Source organism: Micromonospora sp. NPDC050276 (assembly GCF_044459545.1).
In the GTDB taxonomy this organism is placed as follows: domain Bacteria; phylum Actinomycetota; class Actinomycetes; order Mycobacteriales; family Micromonosporaceae; genus Micromonospora.
On the sequence record NZ_JBITJA010000007.1, the window covers coordinates 208,268 to 224,701 of the forward strand.

The following is a 16,434-nucleotide window of genomic DNA, read 5'->3' on the forward strand; positions in this document are numbered from 1 at the left end:
GGTGGTCGGGTGAGCGAGGCTGACGAGACCCGCGACGGCGTGGCCCTGACCAATCTGGACCAGCCGCTGTCCGACCGCGACGACGCGACGAAGCGTGACCTGGTCGACTACCTGGACGCGGTCGGGGACCGGATTCTCCCGCAGTTGCGGGGCCGGCCGTTGTCGGTGATCAGGGTCCGTCCCGGCCAGCCGCCGTTCATGCAGAAGAACCTGCCCCGCTACACCCCGGACTGGGTCCGCCGGGCGCCGGTCTGGGCGGAGGCGTCGCACCGGGAGATCTCGTACGCCCTCTGCGACGACCGCCGCACCCTGCTCTGGTTTGCGAATCAGCGGGCGGTCGAGTACCACCCGACGCTGGCCACCGTGGCGGATCTGCACCGGCCGACCCACCTGGTCCTGGACCTGGACCCGCCGGACGGCGACGGGTTCCGGGCGGCGGTCGACGCGGCCCTGCTGGTCCGCCAGGCGCTCGCCGACGCCAACCTGGCCGGTGCCGTCAAGACCAGCGGCGCCAAGGGCGTGCACGTCTTCGTCCCGGTGACCGACGAACCCACGGCCGAGGAGTTGGCCGCCGCCACCCGGGCGCTCGCCGTCCGCGCCGAGCGGCTCGACCCGGCGTTGGCCACCACGGCGTACATCAAGGAGGACCGGGGTGGCCGGGTCTTCGTGGACGCCACCCGGGCGGGCGGGGCGACCGTGGCCGCCGCGTACAGCCCTCGGCTCCGCCCCGGGATGCCGGTCTCCTTCCCGGTCGACTGGGCCGAGCTGACCCAGGTGACTCCCGCCGACTTCACCATCCGGACCGCGCCGGCGCTGCTCGCCGACGGCGACCCCTGGGCGGCGCTGATGCCGGCCCCGCAGTCGCTCCCCGCCGACCTGGTCGCCGAGGGTCGGACCATCCCGGTGGCCCGGGTGCAGGCCATGCACGAGGGAAAGCGCCGGGCCCGCGCCCGCCGCGAGGCCGGCTGACCGGCTCGTCGATCCCCGCCCGCGCCCGGCGGCCGACCGATTGTCGGTGGGTTGTGGCACGATTTCGCAGGTGAGCAGCAGAGTCGACGCGACCCAGCGACTCGCGGACCTGGCGCGGCTGCGCCGGGTCCGCGACCGGATCGACCGGGAGTACGCGCAGCCACTGGACGTCGAGGCGCTCGCCCGTGGCGCGCACATGTCGGCCGGGCACCTCAGTCGCGAGTTCCGGCTCGCCTACGGCGAATCCCCGTACAGCTACCTCATGACCCGGCGGATCGAGCGGGCGATGGCCCTGCTGCGTCGTGGCGACCTGAGCGTCACCGACGTCTGTTTCGCGGTCGGTTGTTCGTCGCTGGGCACCTTCAGCACCCGCTTCACCGAGTTGGTCGGCGTGCCGCCCAGCGTCTACCGGCGGCAGGCGGCGCAGGCGACGGCGGGGATGCCGTCGTGCGTGGCGAAGCAGGTGACCAGACCGGTCAGGAATCGAGAAGCGCGGGTCACCGAGCCGCAACTAGCGTGACCGGCATGGACATCACCATTCATTCCAGCTTCCTGCCGCACACCGACCCGGACGCCTCGCTGACCTTCTACCGCGACATCCTCGGTTTCGAGGTCCGCCTCGACGTGGGGTACGAGAGGATGCGCTGGATCACGGTCGGGCCGGTCGGCCAGCCCAGCACGGCCATCGTCCTGCACCCGCCGGCCGCCAACCCCGGCATCACCGACGACGAGCGGCAGACCATCCTCGAACTGATGGCCAAGGGCAGCTACTTCGGCGTCAACCTGGCCACCACCGACCTCGACGCCACCTTCGCCAAGCTGGAGGCCAGCGACGCCGAGGTCGTCCAGGAGCCGACCGAGCAGCCGTACGGCGTGCGCGACTGTGCGTTCCGGGACCCGGCCGGCAATATGGTCCGCATCCAGCAAGTGCGCTGAGCCCCGCGCCCGACAGATGGAGACACGATGAGCACGGCCAGCCAGCCGTCCGCGCCGCACGTCGCCGACAGCCACGACCTGATCCGGGTGCAGGGCGCGCGGGTGAACAACCTCAAGGACGTCAGCGTCGAGATCCCGAAACGGCGGCTGACCGTGTTCACCGGTGTCTCCGGTTCCGGCAAGAGCTCGCTGGTGTTCGGCACCATCGCGGCCGAGTCACAGCGGATGATCAACGAGACGTACAGCGCGTTCGTGCAGGGCTTCATGCCGACCCTGGCGCGTCCGGAGGTCGACCTGCTGGATGGCCTGACCACCGCGATCATCGTGGACCAGGAGCGGATGGGTGCCAACTCCCGCTCCACCGTCGGCACCGCCACCGATGCCAACGCGATGCTGCGCATCCTGTTCAGCCGGCTCGGGCAGCCGCACATCGGCCCGCCCAACGCGTACTCCTTCAACGTCCCCTCGGTGAAGGCGACCGGTGCGATCACCGTCGACCGCGGCGCCGGCAAGACGAAGACCGAGAAGGCGACCTTCAACCGTCTCGGCGGCATGTGCCCGCGGTGCGAGGGCATGGGCGCGGTGACCGACATCGACCTGTCGGCGCTCTACGACGACAACCTGTCGCTCAACGAGGGCGCGATCACCATCCCGGGTTACAGCATGGAGGGCTGGTACGGCCGGATCTTCCGGGGCTGCGGCTACTTCGACCCGGACAAGCCGATCGCCAAGTTCAGCAAGCGGGAGCTGCACGACCTGCTGCACCGGGAGCCAACCAAGATCAAAATCGACGGGATCAACCTGACGTACGCGGGCCTGATCCCATCGATCCAGAAGTCCTTCCTGGCCAAGGACATCGACGCGTTGCAGCCGCACATCCGCGCCTTCGTGGAACGCGCGGTGACCTTCACGACCTGCCCCGACTGTGCCGGCACCCGGCTCAGCAAGGAGGCCCGGTCGTCGAAGATCAAGGGAAAGAACATCGCCGACGCGTGCGCGATGCAGATCAGCGACCTGGCCGCCTGGGTACGCGGGCTCGACGAGCCGTCGGTGGCCCCGCTGCTGGCGGGCCTGCAACACCTCCTCGACTCGTTCGAGGAGATCGGGCTGGGATACCTGTCGCTGGATCGGCCGTCGGGCACCCTCTCCGGCGGCGAGGCACAGCGCACCAAGATGATCCGCCACCTCGGCTCCTCGCTCACCGACGTCACCTACGTCTTCGACGAGCCGACGATCGGGCTGCACCCGCACGACATCCAACGGATGAACGAGCTGCTGCTCCAGCTGCGCGACAAGGGCAACACCGTGCTGGTCGTGGAGCACAAGCCGGAGGCCATCGCCATCGCCGACCACGTCGTCGACCTCGGGCCCGGCGCGGGTACGGACGGCGGGACGGTCTGCTACGAGGGCACTGTGGCGGGTCTGCGGGCCAGCGGCACCATCACCGGCCGTCACTTCGACGACCGGGCCGCTCTCAAGGAGACGGTACGGACGCCGACCGGCAAGTTGGAGATCCGGGGCGCGACGGCCAACAACCTTCAGAACGTCGACGTCGACGTACCCCTCGGGGTGCTCGTCGTCGTGACCGGCGTCGCCGGCTCCGGCAAGAGCTCGCTCGTGCACGGGTCGATCCCGGCCGGCGCTGGCGTGGTGTCCATCGACCAGGGCGCGATCCGCGGCTCACGACGCAGCAACCCGGCCACCTACACCGGGTTGCTCGACCCGATCCGCAAGGCGTTCGCGAAGGCCAACGGTGTGAAGCCCGCGCTGTTCAGCGCCAACTCCGAGGGCGCCTGCCCGAGCTGCAACGGGGCTGGCGTCATCTACACCGACCTGGGGATGATGGCCGGCGTCGCCGCCCCCTGTGAGGACTGCGAGGGCAAGCGGTTCCAGGCGTCGGTGTTGGAATACCGTTTCGGCGGTCGCGACATCAGCGAGGTGCTCGCGATGTCCGTGACGGAGGCGGAGAAGTTCTTCGGCGCCGGCGAGGCGCGTACCCCGGCAGCGCACGCCATCCTCGACCGGCTCGCCGACGTCGGGCTCGGCTACCTCAGCCTGGGTCAACCGCTCACCACCCTCTCCGGCGGGGAGCGGCAACGACTCAAGCTGGCCACCCACATGGCCGAGAAGGGCGGCGTCTACGTCCTCGACGAGCCGACCACCGGCCTGCACCTGGCCGACGTCGCGCAACTGCTCGGGCTGCTCGACCGCCTGGTCGACGCCGGCAAGTCGGTGATTGTCATCGAGCACCACCAGGCGGTCATGGCCCACGCCGACTGGATCATCGACCTCGGCCCCGGTGCCGGGCACGACGGTGGCCGGATCGTCTTCGAGGGCACACCCGCGGACCTCGTCGCCTCCCGCACCACCCTCACCGGCGAGCACCTGGCGGCGTACGTCGGCAGCTGACGTCGCCGACCGACCGTCAGGCGACCGGCGGCCGGGCGTGCCGTGCCGTCGTGGCGGCGAGGACCCCGCAGCTGGCGGTGACCAGACCGAGGAGGATCGTGGCCGGGTTGACGTACCCGGGCACGGACGAGCTGACGTACGTGCCGCCGCGGCTGAGGTGGCACTCGAAGCGGAGCGGGAGGAAGCCGACCTGGTAGCCGTCGACCAGGCTTGCCAACTGCGACCCGCCCGACCAGCAGGGTCCGCTCGGTACGGAGCCGGTGCCACCGTCCTCGGCTCGTAGCACCGCGTAGCCGAGGTGGAGCAGCCCCCAGGCGTACACGGCGACGGTGCCCGCACCGGCGAGAAGCGCGGCCGCGCGTAGCCAACCGGGCCGTTCACCGCTCCTGGACACGGCGCGGAGTCCACGGACGGCGAGGGTCACCGCGATGACGGCCCCAGCCAGCGCGGCGAGGAGTAAGCCGAGAAACAGCATGGCGACATTCTTGATCTCGTGACATCGCCGGGTTCCTTCCGGGTGCCCGGGCTTCTGCTGCTCGTGCGAGCCGACGGTGGGTCCGGCACCTGGTGGCAGCGCACCGGCCGTGGGCAGCATCGGCAACCGGCGTTCGCCCCGACCCTGGTGGCGGCGGCTACCCTGCCGGCGGTTGTGCGACCAACACGATGAAGGCTCCTGACCGGATGCCTGGTCAGGAGCCTGTCGTGGTGGTCTTTCTTAGCAAGTGTGCCCCCGGCAGGATTCGAACCTGCGCCACCGCAAAGCACTATGAAACGGACGGCACCGAAGCGATCGTACGTTGCCGAAAAGGTCATTAGCTGCTTTTGGTGTCACAGCCGGTTGTTGCAGGTTGCCGGTGAACAGCGGCATGTCACAGATCTGCAACTGGCGCGTTCGTCGACTGGACAGCTGATCCCGCTGGCTCGTCTGCAGTAGGATTGTCATCTTCGTGAGAGTGCGTCGCGCGGTGATGCTCGGATAGCCAGAGCAAGACGTCAACGACGGCTTGAGCCTGGAGTGCGGCGAGGCGCTTGCCGTGCTCCCCGTCCACAACGTTGATCTCAAAGTCGACCTGGGGTGGTTTCTCGTCCATGAGTCAAACGCTGTCATCCGCCTCGCCGGTCCGCATCACGCGTTCGAATGTCGGAAGGCGTCGAGCACCGACAGCGGACGCTGACTCTTCCTTGCTCAGGCGGTTGGTCCAGAGCGGTACTGGCGCAGCCAGCCGACGTCACCGTCGCCGGCGGTAGCAACCAGCCCGGCGCACAGCCAGATCGTTGCGGGGAAGAGGTCTGGGCCAAGGAAGTTGGAGAGTTGTTCAAAGGTGGGGTTCCGGACGCCGAGTTGCTTCGCCAGAATTCTGTGGCTCTCGCGGTGACCGGCCAGGCTTGCCACGATGGATGCTGGGCCGGCGTATTCGACGCCGAACTCCGTGCCCACCCATTGCACGGCTGCGTCGATGGCGGCCGCAGCCACGCCGTTTTCCTTCATGCTGACTAGGTAGCCGACCCCGCAGGCAATCATAAGCGCCAGTACGCGACCTGTGTCATCGTCCTCAATCCTCAGGATCGACTCGATGATCTGTCGGGGGATGTCGGGTTCCTGCGTGTCGATGATAGCGACGATGAATTGTTCGCAGGTGTCCTCGGCTTCAAGATTGATCGTACCCGATCGCGTCGCTATCGTCCTCGTTCCCTGCTTCGAGGCGTAGGTCGGTTTCGGCAGGTCGGGGTGGCGCTGACTCCAGGCTCAGCCCGCTCGACTGCAAGCAGCTCCGCCTCGACCTCGGCGACCACAGCGGCGGTCAGGTCGGCGTCGCTGGCGGCGTGAAGTGCCCGCCCAGTACGGTTGGCCCACTCTTCTACCGGGTCGTACGACACAACCAACGAGCCGTTGTCGTCAGGCAGGTTCGGCTTGCGCACGTGTTCAAGGACATCTGTGAACCCGTCCCGTGTCTGTTGACGCCGCCAGCCCTCGGTGTTGACTTCCAGGTTGTCAGCGGCGCTGGCGGGGTGGGTGTAGCAGCGCCACAGCGCCTTCGACAATCCGGTCAGCTCCGCCGCGAGCGCCAGCCTCTGCCGCAAGGCCAATGTTGTGGGTAGGCTGGCCACGGTGATTGCGATCGCACCGTGCCCGGTATCCCAGGTTGCAATCAACTCGTCTCGTGTCCCGTCGACCGCATAGCGTGTCATCCGTACGTACCTCATCGCGACCCGCGATAGCCTACCGGCCCAGGCTGTCTATGTCCGTCCCACAACCGGTCTCGAACGCCAGCTATAACGAACGTCGATAGGCATTGATAAGATCATGAGTGTGATCGAACAGTCCGACGAGGTGCGTCGGTGCGGTCGTCCGACCAAGGCTGGCAAGCCGTGTCGAGTGCAGCTCTCCCCGTTCGACGTGGCCTGTGGGACCCACGCAACCGAGCAGAATCGAGCGGTCGCTGAGGCGCACCGACGCGGCAACAGCGAAGGCTTTCGGCAGGGCTGGGAGATGGGTTCCAGCAGCGCGAAGTCCACGATTGAACGCCTGGAACAACGGGTGCGTGAACTCGAACAGCGCCTCGACGACGCCCAGCGCTACTTTGACATGGATGGCGACCAGGTGGTCGAGGTTGACGGCTATGCCTATCGATGGTCCGGGAGCAGACCGCTGGCTGTGGGCGATCGCGTGGTGCTGCCGCAGAACTGGCTCAGCTCCATGAGGAATGGTCCCGGCACTTTCGAGGGTGTGGTAACAAAAATCGGCGCGACATACCGAGGTGAGCTGTCCCGGATCGTTCGGCGAGCTTAAGTTCCGCTCGACGTAACGATCAGAACCGGCAGCGTGGGCTACCTGACCAACGCGAGGCCGTAGCCGCAGTTCGCGGCCCTCAGCGACCATGGCGGCATGGCGATTTTGACTTGCCGCCCCGATGGCGGTTCACGCCGCTCGGGAGCCACAACTCCCGCGACGCCACCCCGCACGCGATCGTGGTCATCGTCTGCCCGCTGCTGACGCCTGTCGCAGATCAGGTCACCTGGCGGACAGCCGGGTTGCAACCTCCAGGCGGATGCGCGAGGTGGCGTGCGCGTGTTGATCAAACGACAGGTCCTCGGCGACGCCGAGGACCTGTCGGGAATTGTTCACCACTTGGTCGCGCCTGGCAGGCCGAACAACAAGAGATCCAGATCTGGAAGCTCGTCGGTGCAGACTTGGGAAAGGCTGTGATACCACGATTGAATACCTGTTCGCCGTCGCTCCGCCTCCACCGACAGGTTCTCGGTCAGCTGCGGCTGGTCGGCGGAGTGAAGGGAAACCGGCAGGGCATTGTGGAGAATCGCCAGCCTGTCATACGCCAGACGGAGCGCGCTCATTTGACGGGCACTGTCCCACGCTCGGAAATCGCCGCCCAGTGGCTTGAGGGCCGTATAGGCATCCCATCCATTCTCGCCAGGCCGATCCACGACGAGAGCGGAGACCACCCTGTGCACCCAGTCGCGATCCGGCTCCACCTCGATCGCGCGTGCACGAGCAGCGTCGGCAAGCATCACTAGGCAGGCGCGGAGCTGCCATCGTTCAAGAGGCTTATCTGATCGATGCCGCCAGATGGCAATTGCCGCGAAGAATCCCAGCAGCGCCGGGCTCGCCGCCATCCATGGACCTCCGCAGTTGCCGCATGGATCGCTACCGGGTAGGTTAAGGCGCCAAGCAGGCCAAGTCGGCGCTCTGTTCGGATCTGTCTTTTGGCTCTGCAACACGTGGCAGTCAGGTGCGTGTATTCGCCGGCCGGATGAGTGACCGTAGCTGACCCGCATCCAACCAGGGCCAGGAAAGTGCACTGGGTCCAACTGCGGAACCTCGGGCAATCCGAGGTAGCCGCCCTCCTTGGTAATCGCAGCCGCGCACGCCTCGACGAAGCCGCTGGCGGCTGACAGTAGGTCGTCGGGAATTCGTCTTGCCAAATAGCCACGGTTCGCCCAGTCCATCGCGTCGGTCAAAGTTGGTGCCAGAGGACCCAGAACTGCTCCTGCTGAGCCATCCGGGATCACCACGCTCGGTGACGAGTCGTCCGCAACAAGCGTGGCGCCAGCCAGTAGATCTCTGGCAAGATCGACTGGCAACCCCTCAAGAGTTCGCAGTGCGGCGGCCTCGAGTTGCTGTCGAACTGGCCGCCACGTGGCGCGTGGCTTGGGTATCGGCCAATCTCGCAGGTCTTCTACGGAATCGATCAGCGATGAATAGTAGCGGGTGTCATATTCATCCGAAATCGGTCGGGTCGGGTCGGCAATCTTCTGCTGCTCGAACTCGGCCCAGCGCTCACGCTGCTCGGCCGCTTCCTTGTCGCGTGTTTCCTGCTCGACCGCTGACAATTCGGGCCATGCTTCCCATGTGCACACGATGCTGCGGCTCGTTACCTCGACCCGTGAGCCACGCCGAAAGGTTTTCTCCGTGCCTGCCGCAGGCTCGAGAACTTCCACGCGAAGCCGTCCGCCGGTGATCTTTTCTCGCACGACTACACGCGAAGCGTCTGGGCTCCAGCTATTCTTCCGATGAGCGTATTCTACGCCTACCTCGACGTCGGCAATTCGCATGGTTGCATACTGCCGCGATCCTTGACCGTTGACAAGCTGGTTGCTCATCCAGGGCTGTTGCATCGATTGAGGGAGGGTTGAGCTGACGGTTTGGCTGGAGCGGGGGGCCATGCAGGACGGATGCGACCTGTCGGTGATCATGAAGTTTACGAAGACCCATGATCTCGGGAAGGACCGCAGCGAGGATGTCATCATCACCCACCGAGATCTGCTGCTGTACCAATCCGCCGACGCGCATCTGCCGGCTGCGGTCACCGATCTCGAACATCGGAGTCTGTTCCTGGCCTTGACCGCCGTGTTCGATTCCCGTGACCCTCGTGGCCGGCGATACCGCCTGGCCAGCATCCTCGTCGTGGCGGTATAACGGTGCTGGCCGGAGCACGCGCCTTTGCTGCGGATGGTGACTGGGTACGGGATCTGGGCGCCCTGCCTGGCAGTGGCTCGGGTTCACCGAGCGGTTACCCGCCGCCACGATGGTGTGGCGGCTGCTGATCCGCGTTGATGCCGAGGCGCTGTCGCGGGTGCTGGCCCGATGGTTGAGGAACCAGGCAGCACCGGTGTGGGGTCCGGACGGCGGTGGCGCCTGGTTGTCGCCGTCGATGGCGTCGTCGTCGCCCGGCTGGCCGACGGACGTCAGGTCCACCTGCTGTCGGCGTACGACACCAGCACCGGTATCGTGCTCGCTCAGGTGCAGATCGCAACGAATTCGACGAAATCCTGGCGCTCACACCCCTGCTCGATCAGGTAGCCGCCCAGCTCGGAGCGCTGCAAGATGTTCTGGTCGTCGCGGATGCGCTGCACGCCCAAGCCGGTCACGTCGACTTGCTCACCACCGCCGGCGCGCGTCTGATGGTTATGGTTAAGGCCAACCAGCCGAGCACGTACACCCAGCTCATAGCCCATCCCGGGGTGCAGATCCCGGTCGGAGCCCAGACCCGCAAGGCTAGCCACGGCCGCAAAGAAACCTGCACCATCAAAACTGTCAGCGTGTCCAACCCGGCGGTATCGCTTTCCCTCATGCCCGGCAGGCGGTTCGGATCACCCTGACCCCGCACGGTCAACGGGAAGGGTGATCGCGGTGTTGGAGCTGGTCGCGCGCAAACCACCCGCGAGACGGCGTACCTGACCGTGTCGCTGCCCGCCGACCAGGCCCAAACCATCGAACCCGGCACTTCGGTACGGTCAGAGTGGCATATCGAGAATCGCCTGCACTACATCCGCGACTTCACGCCGGGTGAAGGGCCCACGGGCGGACCGGCAACGGATCGCCGTCATGGCCACGCTCCGTGACACCTCAATCGGCTACCACCGCACCAACGGCGAACCCAACATCGCCCGAGCCACCCGCCGCGACGGGCGCCGCTCCACCGACCACACTGATGCCAGGACCAAGAGGTACCGGGGAACGCGATAGCTCTGATTGCTCACCCGAGCCTGCGTGGTAGCCAAGATCATCGGTAGCTCGTCGCTCAGGCCAGCGAAGGCGCTGCCCTCCTGTGTTCCGGCGGGACAGTCTGACCTGTTGCTATGCCATCTTTTGAAAGGATGTTGACAACGCGGCACAAGAGCGCCAGTCTTGTCGTGTCACATGAATTTGAAAGGGCTGGACATGACGCAGATTGTGCTCGCGCTGGCGAAGTTCGCCCGCGCGCAAGGCGACCTATACCTCAACCTGGCTGCCGATCTGGAAGCCGCAGCTCAGGTCCCTGACCTCACCGTGGACGCCGAGGTCGAGATCCCCACCGGACGCGGCCAGCGGCAGCAGCAGATCCTCGCCGTGCCCGGTCTCGCCACCGAGACCGGTATGAAGACTGCCGACGTTGCCGCTGCCATCGGCTACGACGGACCGAACACCCATACCTCGCTGCAAGCGCTGCACAAGGCCGGCCTGGTCGAGCCGGTTTCCGGTGCGACTCCGCAACGATGGCGGCTGGCCCCCCGCTATCGCACCACCAGCGTCGTCTTCATGCGTATGGCTTCCCGCGTCCGTGACGGCGAGTGGACGACTTACGGAGACATCTCGATTGCCGTGCGCGGTGACACCAAGGCAGCCCGAGGTGTTGGGCAGGCCGCCGCAGCGCTCGCCAACTTCCCCCATCCCGAACGAATCCTCATGGAGGGCGGGCGCATCAATCCGAAGTGGCGCGACAGTCAGGAGCGTGGGCCGGAATACTGCCGCCAGCTGTTGGAGAAGCAGGGCGTTCGATTCGACAACGATCTCGCCGATGCACGCCAGCGCGTGACCTGGGATGAACTGCGTCGCCGCGACGAGTCCGAACCCGTCACCGAATGACGGCGCGAACGACGTAGCCAGGATGGAGCCCATGGCGCACGGACCGAACACCATCGAGATCAACGGCGCAGCGATGCTTCTTACGACCGTCAGCGGCGGCAACGCGGTTCACCTCACCGTTACCACAGCACCCGCTGCCGGCCGCGAAGCACTACCCGACTTCTACTTCGACGACGGCAACGACCGTGTGCCGGCCGACTATGACCTCGCCGCCCTGCGCGAACGACGATGGTCCGACAAGACACTCTGCGGACGAGTCTGGGCCGTCATGGTGGGAGGCGACGGTGGTGCAGTTGGCCGGCACGGCGACGTAGCGTACGCCCCGACCTGCCGGCGCTGCCTTACCTTGATCGACCGCCACTTCCCGAAACCCGGACCCGACGATCGGCTTGCCCTCGTTGCTCAACTCGCTGCCGACGTGGTTGTGGACCGACGAGGCTTCGTCGAGATCCACCACGTACCTGGTGATCAGCAAGACGCGCTGCGCAGAGCCGTCCGCGCCGCGGTCCGAAAGCGCGCCGATCACCCGGTCCGGACCTACTCGATCAACGGCGTGATTTACGTTGAATGCCAGGCCATGTACGACCGGTACGCCCGCCAGAACGACCGCGAAGCCGCCGATGCCGTGGACGCGGTGCTAAAAGGCGAACCGCCGCCGCAGCGCGAACGCGATTGGGTCATTTCATGGGCCACCTGGGGGGTCGACTGACGCGGGAGCTATGAGACAAGCGAACGGCTCCTCGCCGATCTGGGCGAGGAGCCGTTCATCACGATCCGAGCGAGAACTGAGCCGCAACGGTCAGATACCGATCGATGACCACGCGTTGTTGCAGTTCTGTGACGTGCCCCCGGCAGGATTCGAACCTGCGCCCCCGCCTCCGGAGGGCGGTGCTCTATCCCCTGAGCTACGGGGGCTCAGCGACTGGAGAAGACTAGCAAACCTCCCCTGCGTACGCCGAATCGGTATCGGGTGAGCCGATCGGGTCGGATCGGCCCACCCGGGGCTCAGGCGGCTACCGCCCGCCCGCAGCTGGGCAGCGGGTGCAGGACGATCCGCCGGGGAAGCCGGCGGGGCCACTCGTTGCGGGGCCAGGAGCCGTCCACGATCAGGTGCACGGTGCGCTGCTCCTCGCCGCTGAGCCGCAACACGAAGTCGCGGGGGAGCGGCGGGTCCACCGTCGGCGTGGTGATCATGAAGCGGACCCGACCACGAGACGAGACGGCGGAGATCACGTCGGCGGCCGGCATCGTGCCGCGCAGCCGGACCCGGCCGATCCAGTAGACCTCGGCGAGGTGCTCCTGGGCGGCCCGGGTGATCGCCGGGTACTCGCTGCGGACCCAACGCTCGACCGCGCTGACGCAGAGACCGCAGGCCCGCTCGCGCGGCTCCCGCGGACCCAACCCCCAGGCCCGCAGGTACGCCCCGACCGCCCCGGCGTCCAGCGGCAGGTTGAATCGCTGCTGGACGAGCGTGGTGAGGCTCTGCCGTGTCCACAGCTCCTCGTCCAGGCCGAACTCGTCGGGGTGGACGCCCCGAAGTGTGTCGATCAGTTCGAGTTCCTGTTCGCGGCTGAGCATTCCCGGCTCGCCCTGCCGCTGTCCGCGACGGACGGCTGCCACCGCCCCGTCACCACCGATGGTGTGGCGTCGGCACCAACTGGTGACCGAACGCCGTGCGTCTCTGAGTGCAACCCCCACGTCTTGGGCAACGAGCCCGAATCGCAACTGGTCACGATATGTGGGGAGAAAACTCTCTAAGCAACGTAATCGCCTGTGCCGCGCAAAACGCCCACAGCAGACATGTGGGGGCGTTAGGGGTGCAACGACGGTAGCGTCCGCTTGATCGACTCGGTTTCCTGGAAGTCGGGGTGTCCCGGCCGCGCGGAGAGCCCGGTTCCCTGAAAGCCGAGTCGATCAAGCGGGCCTCGCCCCGGCCGGCGCAGACATGGTGCGGCCCGCGTCTCCGCCGGTGAGTGGCGGTGACGCGGGCCTGGTGCGTACGTCCGATCCGGTCAGCCCTTGGCCGCCTGCGCCTGAAGCTGCCGGAGGTTGTTCAGTTCGGTCTGCTGGGTGTTCTTCATCGTCTGCGCCACCCGCACGACCTCGGCGTTGTCGGTCTCGTCCAGCGCCGCGTCGATCATGTGGATGCCGCCCAGGTGGTGGGCGTACATCAGGGCCAGGAACTGCCGGTCGACCTCGATGCCCTGGGCGTCGCGCAGGGCGGTCATCTGCGCCGGTGTGGCCATGCCCGGCATCAGGCCGTCCTTGACGGTGGCTCCGTCGGACATCCACGACATCGGCGGCTTCGACCCGGTCGGGCTGAGATCCCACTCTCGCAGCCAGGTCTGCATCGCGCCGATCTCGCCCTGCTGCCCGGTGGCGATGTCGACGGCGATCTGCCGCACCTCGGGGAGGGTCGCCGACCGGTACGCGATCAGGCTCATCTCCACCGCCTGCGCGTGGTGGGTCGTCATGTCCCGGGCGAAGCCCGCCTCGACCGAGGCGTCACCGGGTCGGGTGAGCCGCGGGGTGAGCAGACCGCCCGCGTACCCGAGAAGGAGCCCCACCACCAGCATGATGGCGAGCGCCAGCACGCCGTAGCGCGACGCCGGGGCCCGGCCGCCCTCGTCCGGGTCGGCCGGGATCTCGTCGTACTCGCTGTCGGTGGTCGCCGGAGCGGTCATCGCGGTCCTTACTGGGTGGGCTGCTGCTGGAGCTCACGCGGCGTGGTGCCGGTGGCGGTGATGCCGGTGTTGCACAGCGCCGTCGGGCCCTCGACGGAGGCGTTCACCCGCAGGTCCTTGATGAACTCGTCGATCCGCGAGTCGTCGGCGTTGTCGACCTTGAGCTGGTAGCCCCAGGCCTGCAGCGAGATCGGCTTGTCCAGGCCCTCGTACGGGCTCATCAGCATCTTCTCGACGCCGCGCACCTTGCCGGCGAGCTTGTCGACCTGGTCCTGCGGCAGGTCCGGGCGGTAGGTGATCCACACCGCGCCGTGCTCCAGGCTGTGCACGGCGTGCTCGCTGGCGATCGGAGCGTCGTAGACGTCGCCCATGCAGTTCTGCCAGGCGGCGTTGTGTACCCCACCCACCGGCGGCGAGTACTTGTAGGTCAGCGGACCCGACTTGTGCGACTCGTACTTCAGGCTGTCCGGGTCGGACTTGCGGATGTTGGCGATGCCATCGATGGCGTTGGCCCGCTTGTCCCACGGCTTGGAGCCCTGGAACGACGCCCAGGCGCCGTACCCGATGATGCCGGCCACGAGCACGCCCACCGCGACGAACAGCGCGATCGGGCCCCAGGCGCGGCCCTGGCTCACCTTGACCGGGGTGACCGGCTTGCGCGGACCCTTGCCACCGGCCCGGGGGGAGCCCGTCGGCTTGCCGGAACCGGCCTTGGCGCCGGACGTCGGCCGGCCCGCGGCCGGCTTCTTGCCGGTGCTGACCACGGTCGGGCGGCGCTCAGGGCCACCCGGGGTGCTGATGCTCATCGTGCCTCGTCAAGTCGGTCGGTCAGGGGAGTGGCGGGCCGGATGACGCGCAGGGGAGCCGCCGAGTGCCCGAGTCTACCCCCGATAACATGGTTGGGTGACTCCTGCAGAACTAGCCTCGGTCGTCCTTGCCGCCGCCCACGCCGTCTTCGAGCAGCGCGGGCTCGACCGCGCCGCCCTGCCGGCGAGCACGGTGGTGGAGCGACCGCGCAACCCCGAGCACGGCGACTACGCCTCGACGCTCGCGCTGCAGCTGAGCAAGAAGGTGGGCGTGCCGCCGCGGGAGCTGGCGACGGCCCTGGCCGACGAGCTGGGCCGGGCAGCAGGTGTCAAATCGGTGGAAATCGCCGGGCCGGGCTTCCTGAACATCCGGCTCGACGCCGCCGCCGCCGGTCAGCTCGCCCGGGTGATCGTCGAGGCCGGCGCGGAGTACGGCCGCAGTGACCGACTCGCCGGCGAAAAGATCAACCTGGAGTTCGTGTCGGCCAACCCGACCGGGCCGGTGCACATCGGCGGCGTCCGCTGGGCGGCCGTCGGGGACGCGCTGAGCCGGCTGCTGCGGGCCACCGGTGCCGAGGTCGGCACGGAGTACTACTTCAACGACGCCGGCTCGCAGATCGACCGGTTCGCCCGGTCGCTGCTCGCCGCAGCCAAGGGTGAGCCGGCGCCGGAGGACGGCTACGGCGGGGCGTACATCGCCGAGATCGCCACCGAGGTGCAGACCCGCCGGCCGGAGGTGCGCTCGCTCGACGACGACGCCGCCCAGGAGGTCTTCCGGGTCGAGGGCGTCGCGCTGATGTTCGACGAGATCCGCTCCTCGCTGCGCGACTTCGGGGTGGAGTTCGACACCTACTTCAACGAGAAGGACCTGCACGACCGGGGTGAGCTGGACCTCGCCCTGGCCCGGCTGCGCCAGCAGGGGCACCTCTACGAGTCCGAGGGCGCCACCTGGCTGCGCACCACCGACTTCGGCGACGACAAGGACCGGGTGCTGCGCAAGTCCAACGGCGAGTGGACGTACTTCGCCGCGGACTGCGCCTACTACCTGGACAAGCGGGAGCGCGGCTTCGAGCGGGTCGTGATCATGCTGGGCGCCGACCACCACGGCTACATCGGCCGGATGAAGGCGATGGCGGCCTGCTTCGGCGACGACCCGGAGCGCAACCTGGAGATCCTCATCGGGCAGCTGGTCAACCTGCTGCGCGACGGCGCCCCGATGCGGATGAGCAAGCGGGCCGGCACCGTGATCACCCTGGAGGACCTGGTCGACGCGATCGGCGTGGACGCCGCCCGGTACGCGTTGGCCCGCTACTCCAGCGACTCCCCGATCGACATCGACATCGAGCTGTGGACCCGGGCAACCCGCGACAACCCGGTCTACTACGTGCAGTACGTCGCCGCTCGGACGGCGGGCGTGGCCCGTAACGCCGCCGAGGTGGGGTTGGTCCCGGGTGACGCCGACGCGTTCCGGCCCGAGCTTCTCGAACACGAGAAGGAGAACGAGCTGCTGAAGGCGCTCGCCGAGTTCCCCGCCGTGGTCGCGACGGCCGCCGAGCTGCGGGAGCCGCACCGGGTCGCCCGTTACCTGGAGGAGAGCGTCGCCGCCTCCTACCACCGGTTCTACGACAACTGCCGGGTGCTGCCGCTCGGCGACGAGGAGATCACCGACCTGCACCGCGCCCGGCTCTGGCTCAACAACGCCACCCGCACGGTGATCGCCAACGGCCTGTACCTGCTCGGCGTCTCCGCACCCGAGAGGATGTAG

General features: G+C 67.5%; 18 protein-coding genes and 1 tRNA gene. 9 read left to right on the forward strand and 10 right to left on the reverse strand.

All coding sequences use genetic code 11. The annotated features are described in order from the left end of the window. The first annotated feature begins 9 nt into the window (after window positions 1-9). The 4 genes from ACIBF8_RS17410 (at window position 10) to ACIBF8_RS17425 (ending at window position 4,314) form a co-directional block, all read left to right on the forward strand. Window positions 10-969: a DNA polymerase domain-containing protein gene (locus ACIBF8_RS17410; protein ID WP_396784050.1), complete on the forward strand. Its 960-nt coding sequence runs from the start codon at window positions 10-12 to the stop codon at window positions 967-969. A gap of 70 nt (window positions 970-1,039) precedes the next feature. Further along, the gene (locus ACIBF8_RS17415; RefSeq protein ID WP_396784053.1) at window positions 1,040-1,489 is read left to right on the forward strand and encodes a helix-turn-helix transcriptional regulator; all 450 of its coding nucleotides are present in this window, start codon (window positions 1,040-1,042) and stop codon (window positions 1,487-1,489) included. A 5-nt stretch (window positions 1,490-1,494) separates the two neighbouring features. After that, window positions 1,495-1,905: a VOC family protein gene (locus tag ACIBF8_RS17420; protein WP_396784054.1), complete on the forward strand. Its 411-nt coding sequence runs from the start codon at window positions 1,495-1,497 to the stop codon at window positions 1,903-1,905. 27 nt (window positions 1,906-1,932) lie between these two features. Further along, window positions 1,933-4,314: an ATP-binding cassette domain-containing protein gene (locus ACIBF8_RS17425; RefSeq protein WP_396784056.1), complete on the forward strand. Its 2,382-nt coding sequence runs from the start codon at window positions 1,933-1,935 to the stop codon at window positions 4,312-4,314. Between the two features lie 16 nt (window positions 4,315-4,330). Here ACIBF8_RS17425 and ACIBF8_RS17430 read toward each other — a convergent pair whose 3' ends face one another. The 4 genes from ACIBF8_RS17430 to ACIBF8_RS17445 form a co-directional block, all read right to left on the reverse strand. Next, window positions 4,331-4,789, reverse strand: coding sequence for a hypothetical protein (locus ACIBF8_RS17430; RefSeq protein WP_396784057.1), 459 nt, complete (start codon window positions 4,787-4,789; stop codon window positions 4,331-4,333). A 394-nt stretch (window positions 4,790-5,183) separates the two neighbouring features. Continuing rightward, complete coding sequence (locus ACIBF8_RS17435) at window positions 5,184-5,405, reverse strand: hypothetical protein (RefSeq protein ID WP_396784059.1); 222 nt, start codon at window positions 5,403-5,405, stop codon at window positions 5,184-5,186. Window positions 5,406-5,500: 95 nt separating this feature from the next. After that, complete coding sequence (locus ACIBF8_RS17440; RefSeq protein WP_396784060.1) at window positions 5,501-5,803, reverse strand: hypothetical protein; 303 nt, start codon at window positions 5,801-5,803, stop codon at window positions 5,501-5,503. A gap of 188 nt (window positions 5,804-5,991) precedes the next feature. Beyond that, window positions 5,992-6,504: a hypothetical protein gene (locus ACIBF8_RS17445; RefSeq protein WP_396784062.1), complete on the reverse strand. Its 513-nt coding sequence runs from the start codon at window positions 6,502-6,504 to the stop codon at window positions 5,992-5,994. A gap of 121 nt (window positions 6,505-6,625) precedes the next feature. Here ACIBF8_RS17445 and ACIBF8_RS17450 point away from each other — a divergent pair, with 121 nt between their 5' ends. Then, window positions 6,626-7,105, forward strand: a complete 480-nt coding sequence (locus ACIBF8_RS17450; RefSeq protein ID WP_396784064.1) for a hypothetical protein — start codon at window positions 6,626-6,628, stop codon at window positions 7,103-7,105. A 332-nt stretch (window positions 7,106-7,437) separates the two neighbouring features. On the opposite strand, the gene ACIBF8_RS17455 is transcribed toward ACIBF8_RS17450, so the two are convergent. Continuing rightward, window positions 7,438-8,805 (reverse strand): hypothetical protein, encoded by a 1,368-nt coding sequence (locus ACIBF8_RS17455; protein ID WP_396784066.1) that lies wholly within the window; start codon window positions 8,803-8,805, stop codon window positions 7,438-7,440. A 190-nt stretch (window positions 8,806-8,995) separates the two neighbouring features. Between ACIBF8_RS17455 and ACIBF8_RS17460 the strand changes: the two genes are divergently transcribed. After that, on the forward strand, window positions 8,996-9,250 hold the full coding sequence (locus ACIBF8_RS17460; protein WP_396784068.1) for a hypothetical protein: 255 nt from the start codon (window positions 8,996-8,998) through the stop codon (window positions 9,248-9,250). A gap of 320 nt (window positions 9,251-9,570) precedes the next feature. Here ACIBF8_RS17460 and ACIBF8_RS17465 read toward each other — a convergent pair whose 3' ends face one another. Further along, complete coding sequence (locus ACIBF8_RS17465) at window positions 9,571-9,837, reverse strand: hypothetical protein (RefSeq protein ID WP_396784070.1); 267 nt, start codon at window positions 9,835-9,837, stop codon at window positions 9,571-9,573. A 658-nt stretch (window positions 9,838-10,495) separates the two neighbouring features. Between ACIBF8_RS17465 and ACIBF8_RS17470 the strand changes: the two genes are divergently transcribed. Continuing rightward, entirely contained in the window at window positions 10,496-11,179 is a 684-nt protein-coding gene (locus ACIBF8_RS17470) for a hypothetical protein (RefSeq protein ID WP_396784072.1), read from the forward strand. Between the two features lie 31 nt (window positions 11,180-11,210). After that, on the forward strand, window positions 11,211-11,888 hold the full coding sequence (locus ACIBF8_RS17475; RefSeq protein ID WP_396784074.1) for a hypothetical protein: 678 nt from the start codon (window positions 11,211-11,213) through the stop codon (window positions 11,886-11,888). 134 nt (window positions 11,889-12,022) lie between these two features. Here ACIBF8_RS17475 and ACIBF8_RS17480 read toward each other — a convergent pair. From ACIBF8_RS17480 to ACIBF8_RS17495, 4 genes are all read right to left on the reverse strand, one after another. Then, a tRNA-Arg gene (locus ACIBF8_RS17480) sits at window positions 12,023-12,094 on the reverse strand. A 90-nt stretch (window positions 12,095-12,184) separates the two neighbouring features. Then, window positions 12,185-12,877 carry a winged helix-turn-helix domain-containing protein gene (locus tag ACIBF8_RS17485; protein ID WP_396784317.1) on the reverse strand — a complete coding sequence of 231 codons (693 nt, stop codon included), beginning with the start codon at window positions 12,875-12,877 and terminating at the stop codon, window positions 12,185-12,187. A 314-nt stretch (window positions 12,878-13,191) separates the two neighbouring features. Beyond that, the gene (locus ACIBF8_RS17490; RefSeq protein ID WP_396784076.1) at window positions 13,192-13,863 is read right to left on the reverse strand and encodes a DUF305 domain-containing protein; all 672 of its coding nucleotides are present in this window, start codon (window positions 13,861-13,863) and stop codon (window positions 13,192-13,194) included. A gap of 8 nt (window positions 13,864-13,871) precedes the next feature. Next, window positions 13,872-14,669: a DUF3105 domain-containing protein gene (locus ACIBF8_RS17495; RefSeq protein WP_396784077.1), complete on the reverse strand. Its 798-nt coding sequence runs from the start codon at window positions 14,667-14,669 to the stop codon at window positions 13,872-13,874. Between the two features lie 97 nt (window positions 14,670-14,766). Here ACIBF8_RS17495 and argS point away from each other — a divergent pair, with 97 nt between their 5' ends. Next, window positions 14,767-16,434 carry an arginine--tRNA ligase gene (argS, locus tag ACIBF8_RS17500; RefSeq protein ID WP_396784079.1) on the forward strand — a complete coding sequence of 556 codons (1,668 nt, stop codon included), beginning with the start codon at window positions 14,767-14,769 and terminating at the stop codon, window positions 16,432-16,434.

What these genes read in the sequence shown, in the direction of transcription:
- ACIBF8_RS17420 (WP_396784054.1), top strand. Translation starts at nt 1,495, where the DNA reads ATGGACATCACCATTCATTCCAGCTTCCTGCCGCACACCGACCCGGAC.
- ACIBF8_RS17425 (WP_396784056.1), top strand. Translation starts at nt 1,933, where the DNA reads ATGAGCACGGCCAGCCAGCCGTCCGCGCCGCACGTCGCCGACAGCCAC.
- ACIBF8_RS17430 (WP_396784057.1), bottom strand. Translation starts at nt 4,789, where the DNA reads ATGCTGTTTCTCGGCTTACTCCTCGCCGCGCTGGCTGGGGCCGTCATC.
- ACIBF8_RS17435 (WP_396784059.1), bottom strand. Translation starts at nt 5,405, where the DNA reads ATGGACGAGAAACCACCCCAGGTCGACTTTGAGATCAACGTTGTGGAC.
- ACIBF8_RS17440 (WP_396784060.1), bottom strand. Translation starts at nt 5,803, where the DNA reads ATGAAGGAAAACGGCGTGGCTGCGGCCGCCATCGACGCAGCCGTGCAA.
- ACIBF8_RS17445 (WP_396784062.1), bottom strand. Translation starts at nt 6,504, where the DNA reads ATGACACGCTATGCGGTCGACGGGACACGAGACGAGTTGATTGCAACC.
- ACIBF8_RS17460 (WP_396784068.1), top strand. Translation starts at nt 8,996, where the DNA reads ATGCAGGACGGATGCGACCTGTCGGTGATCATGAAGTTTACGAAGACC.
- ACIBF8_RS17470 (WP_396784072.1), top strand. Translation starts at nt 10,496, where the DNA reads ATGACGCAGATTGTGCTCGCGCTGGCGAAGTTCGCCCGCGCGCAAGGC.
- ACIBF8_RS17475 (WP_396784074.1), top strand. Translation starts at nt 11,211, where the DNA reads ATGGCGCACGGACCGAACACCATCGAGATCAACGGCGCAGCGATGCTT.
- ACIBF8_RS17490 (WP_396784076.1), bottom strand. Translation starts at nt 13,863, where the DNA reads ATGACCGCTCCGGCGACCACCGACAGCGAGTACGACGAGATCCCGGCC.
- ACIBF8_RS17495 (WP_396784077.1), bottom strand. Translation starts at nt 14,669, where the DNA reads ATGAGCATCAGCACCCCGGGTGGCCCTGAGCGCCGCCCGACCGTGGTC.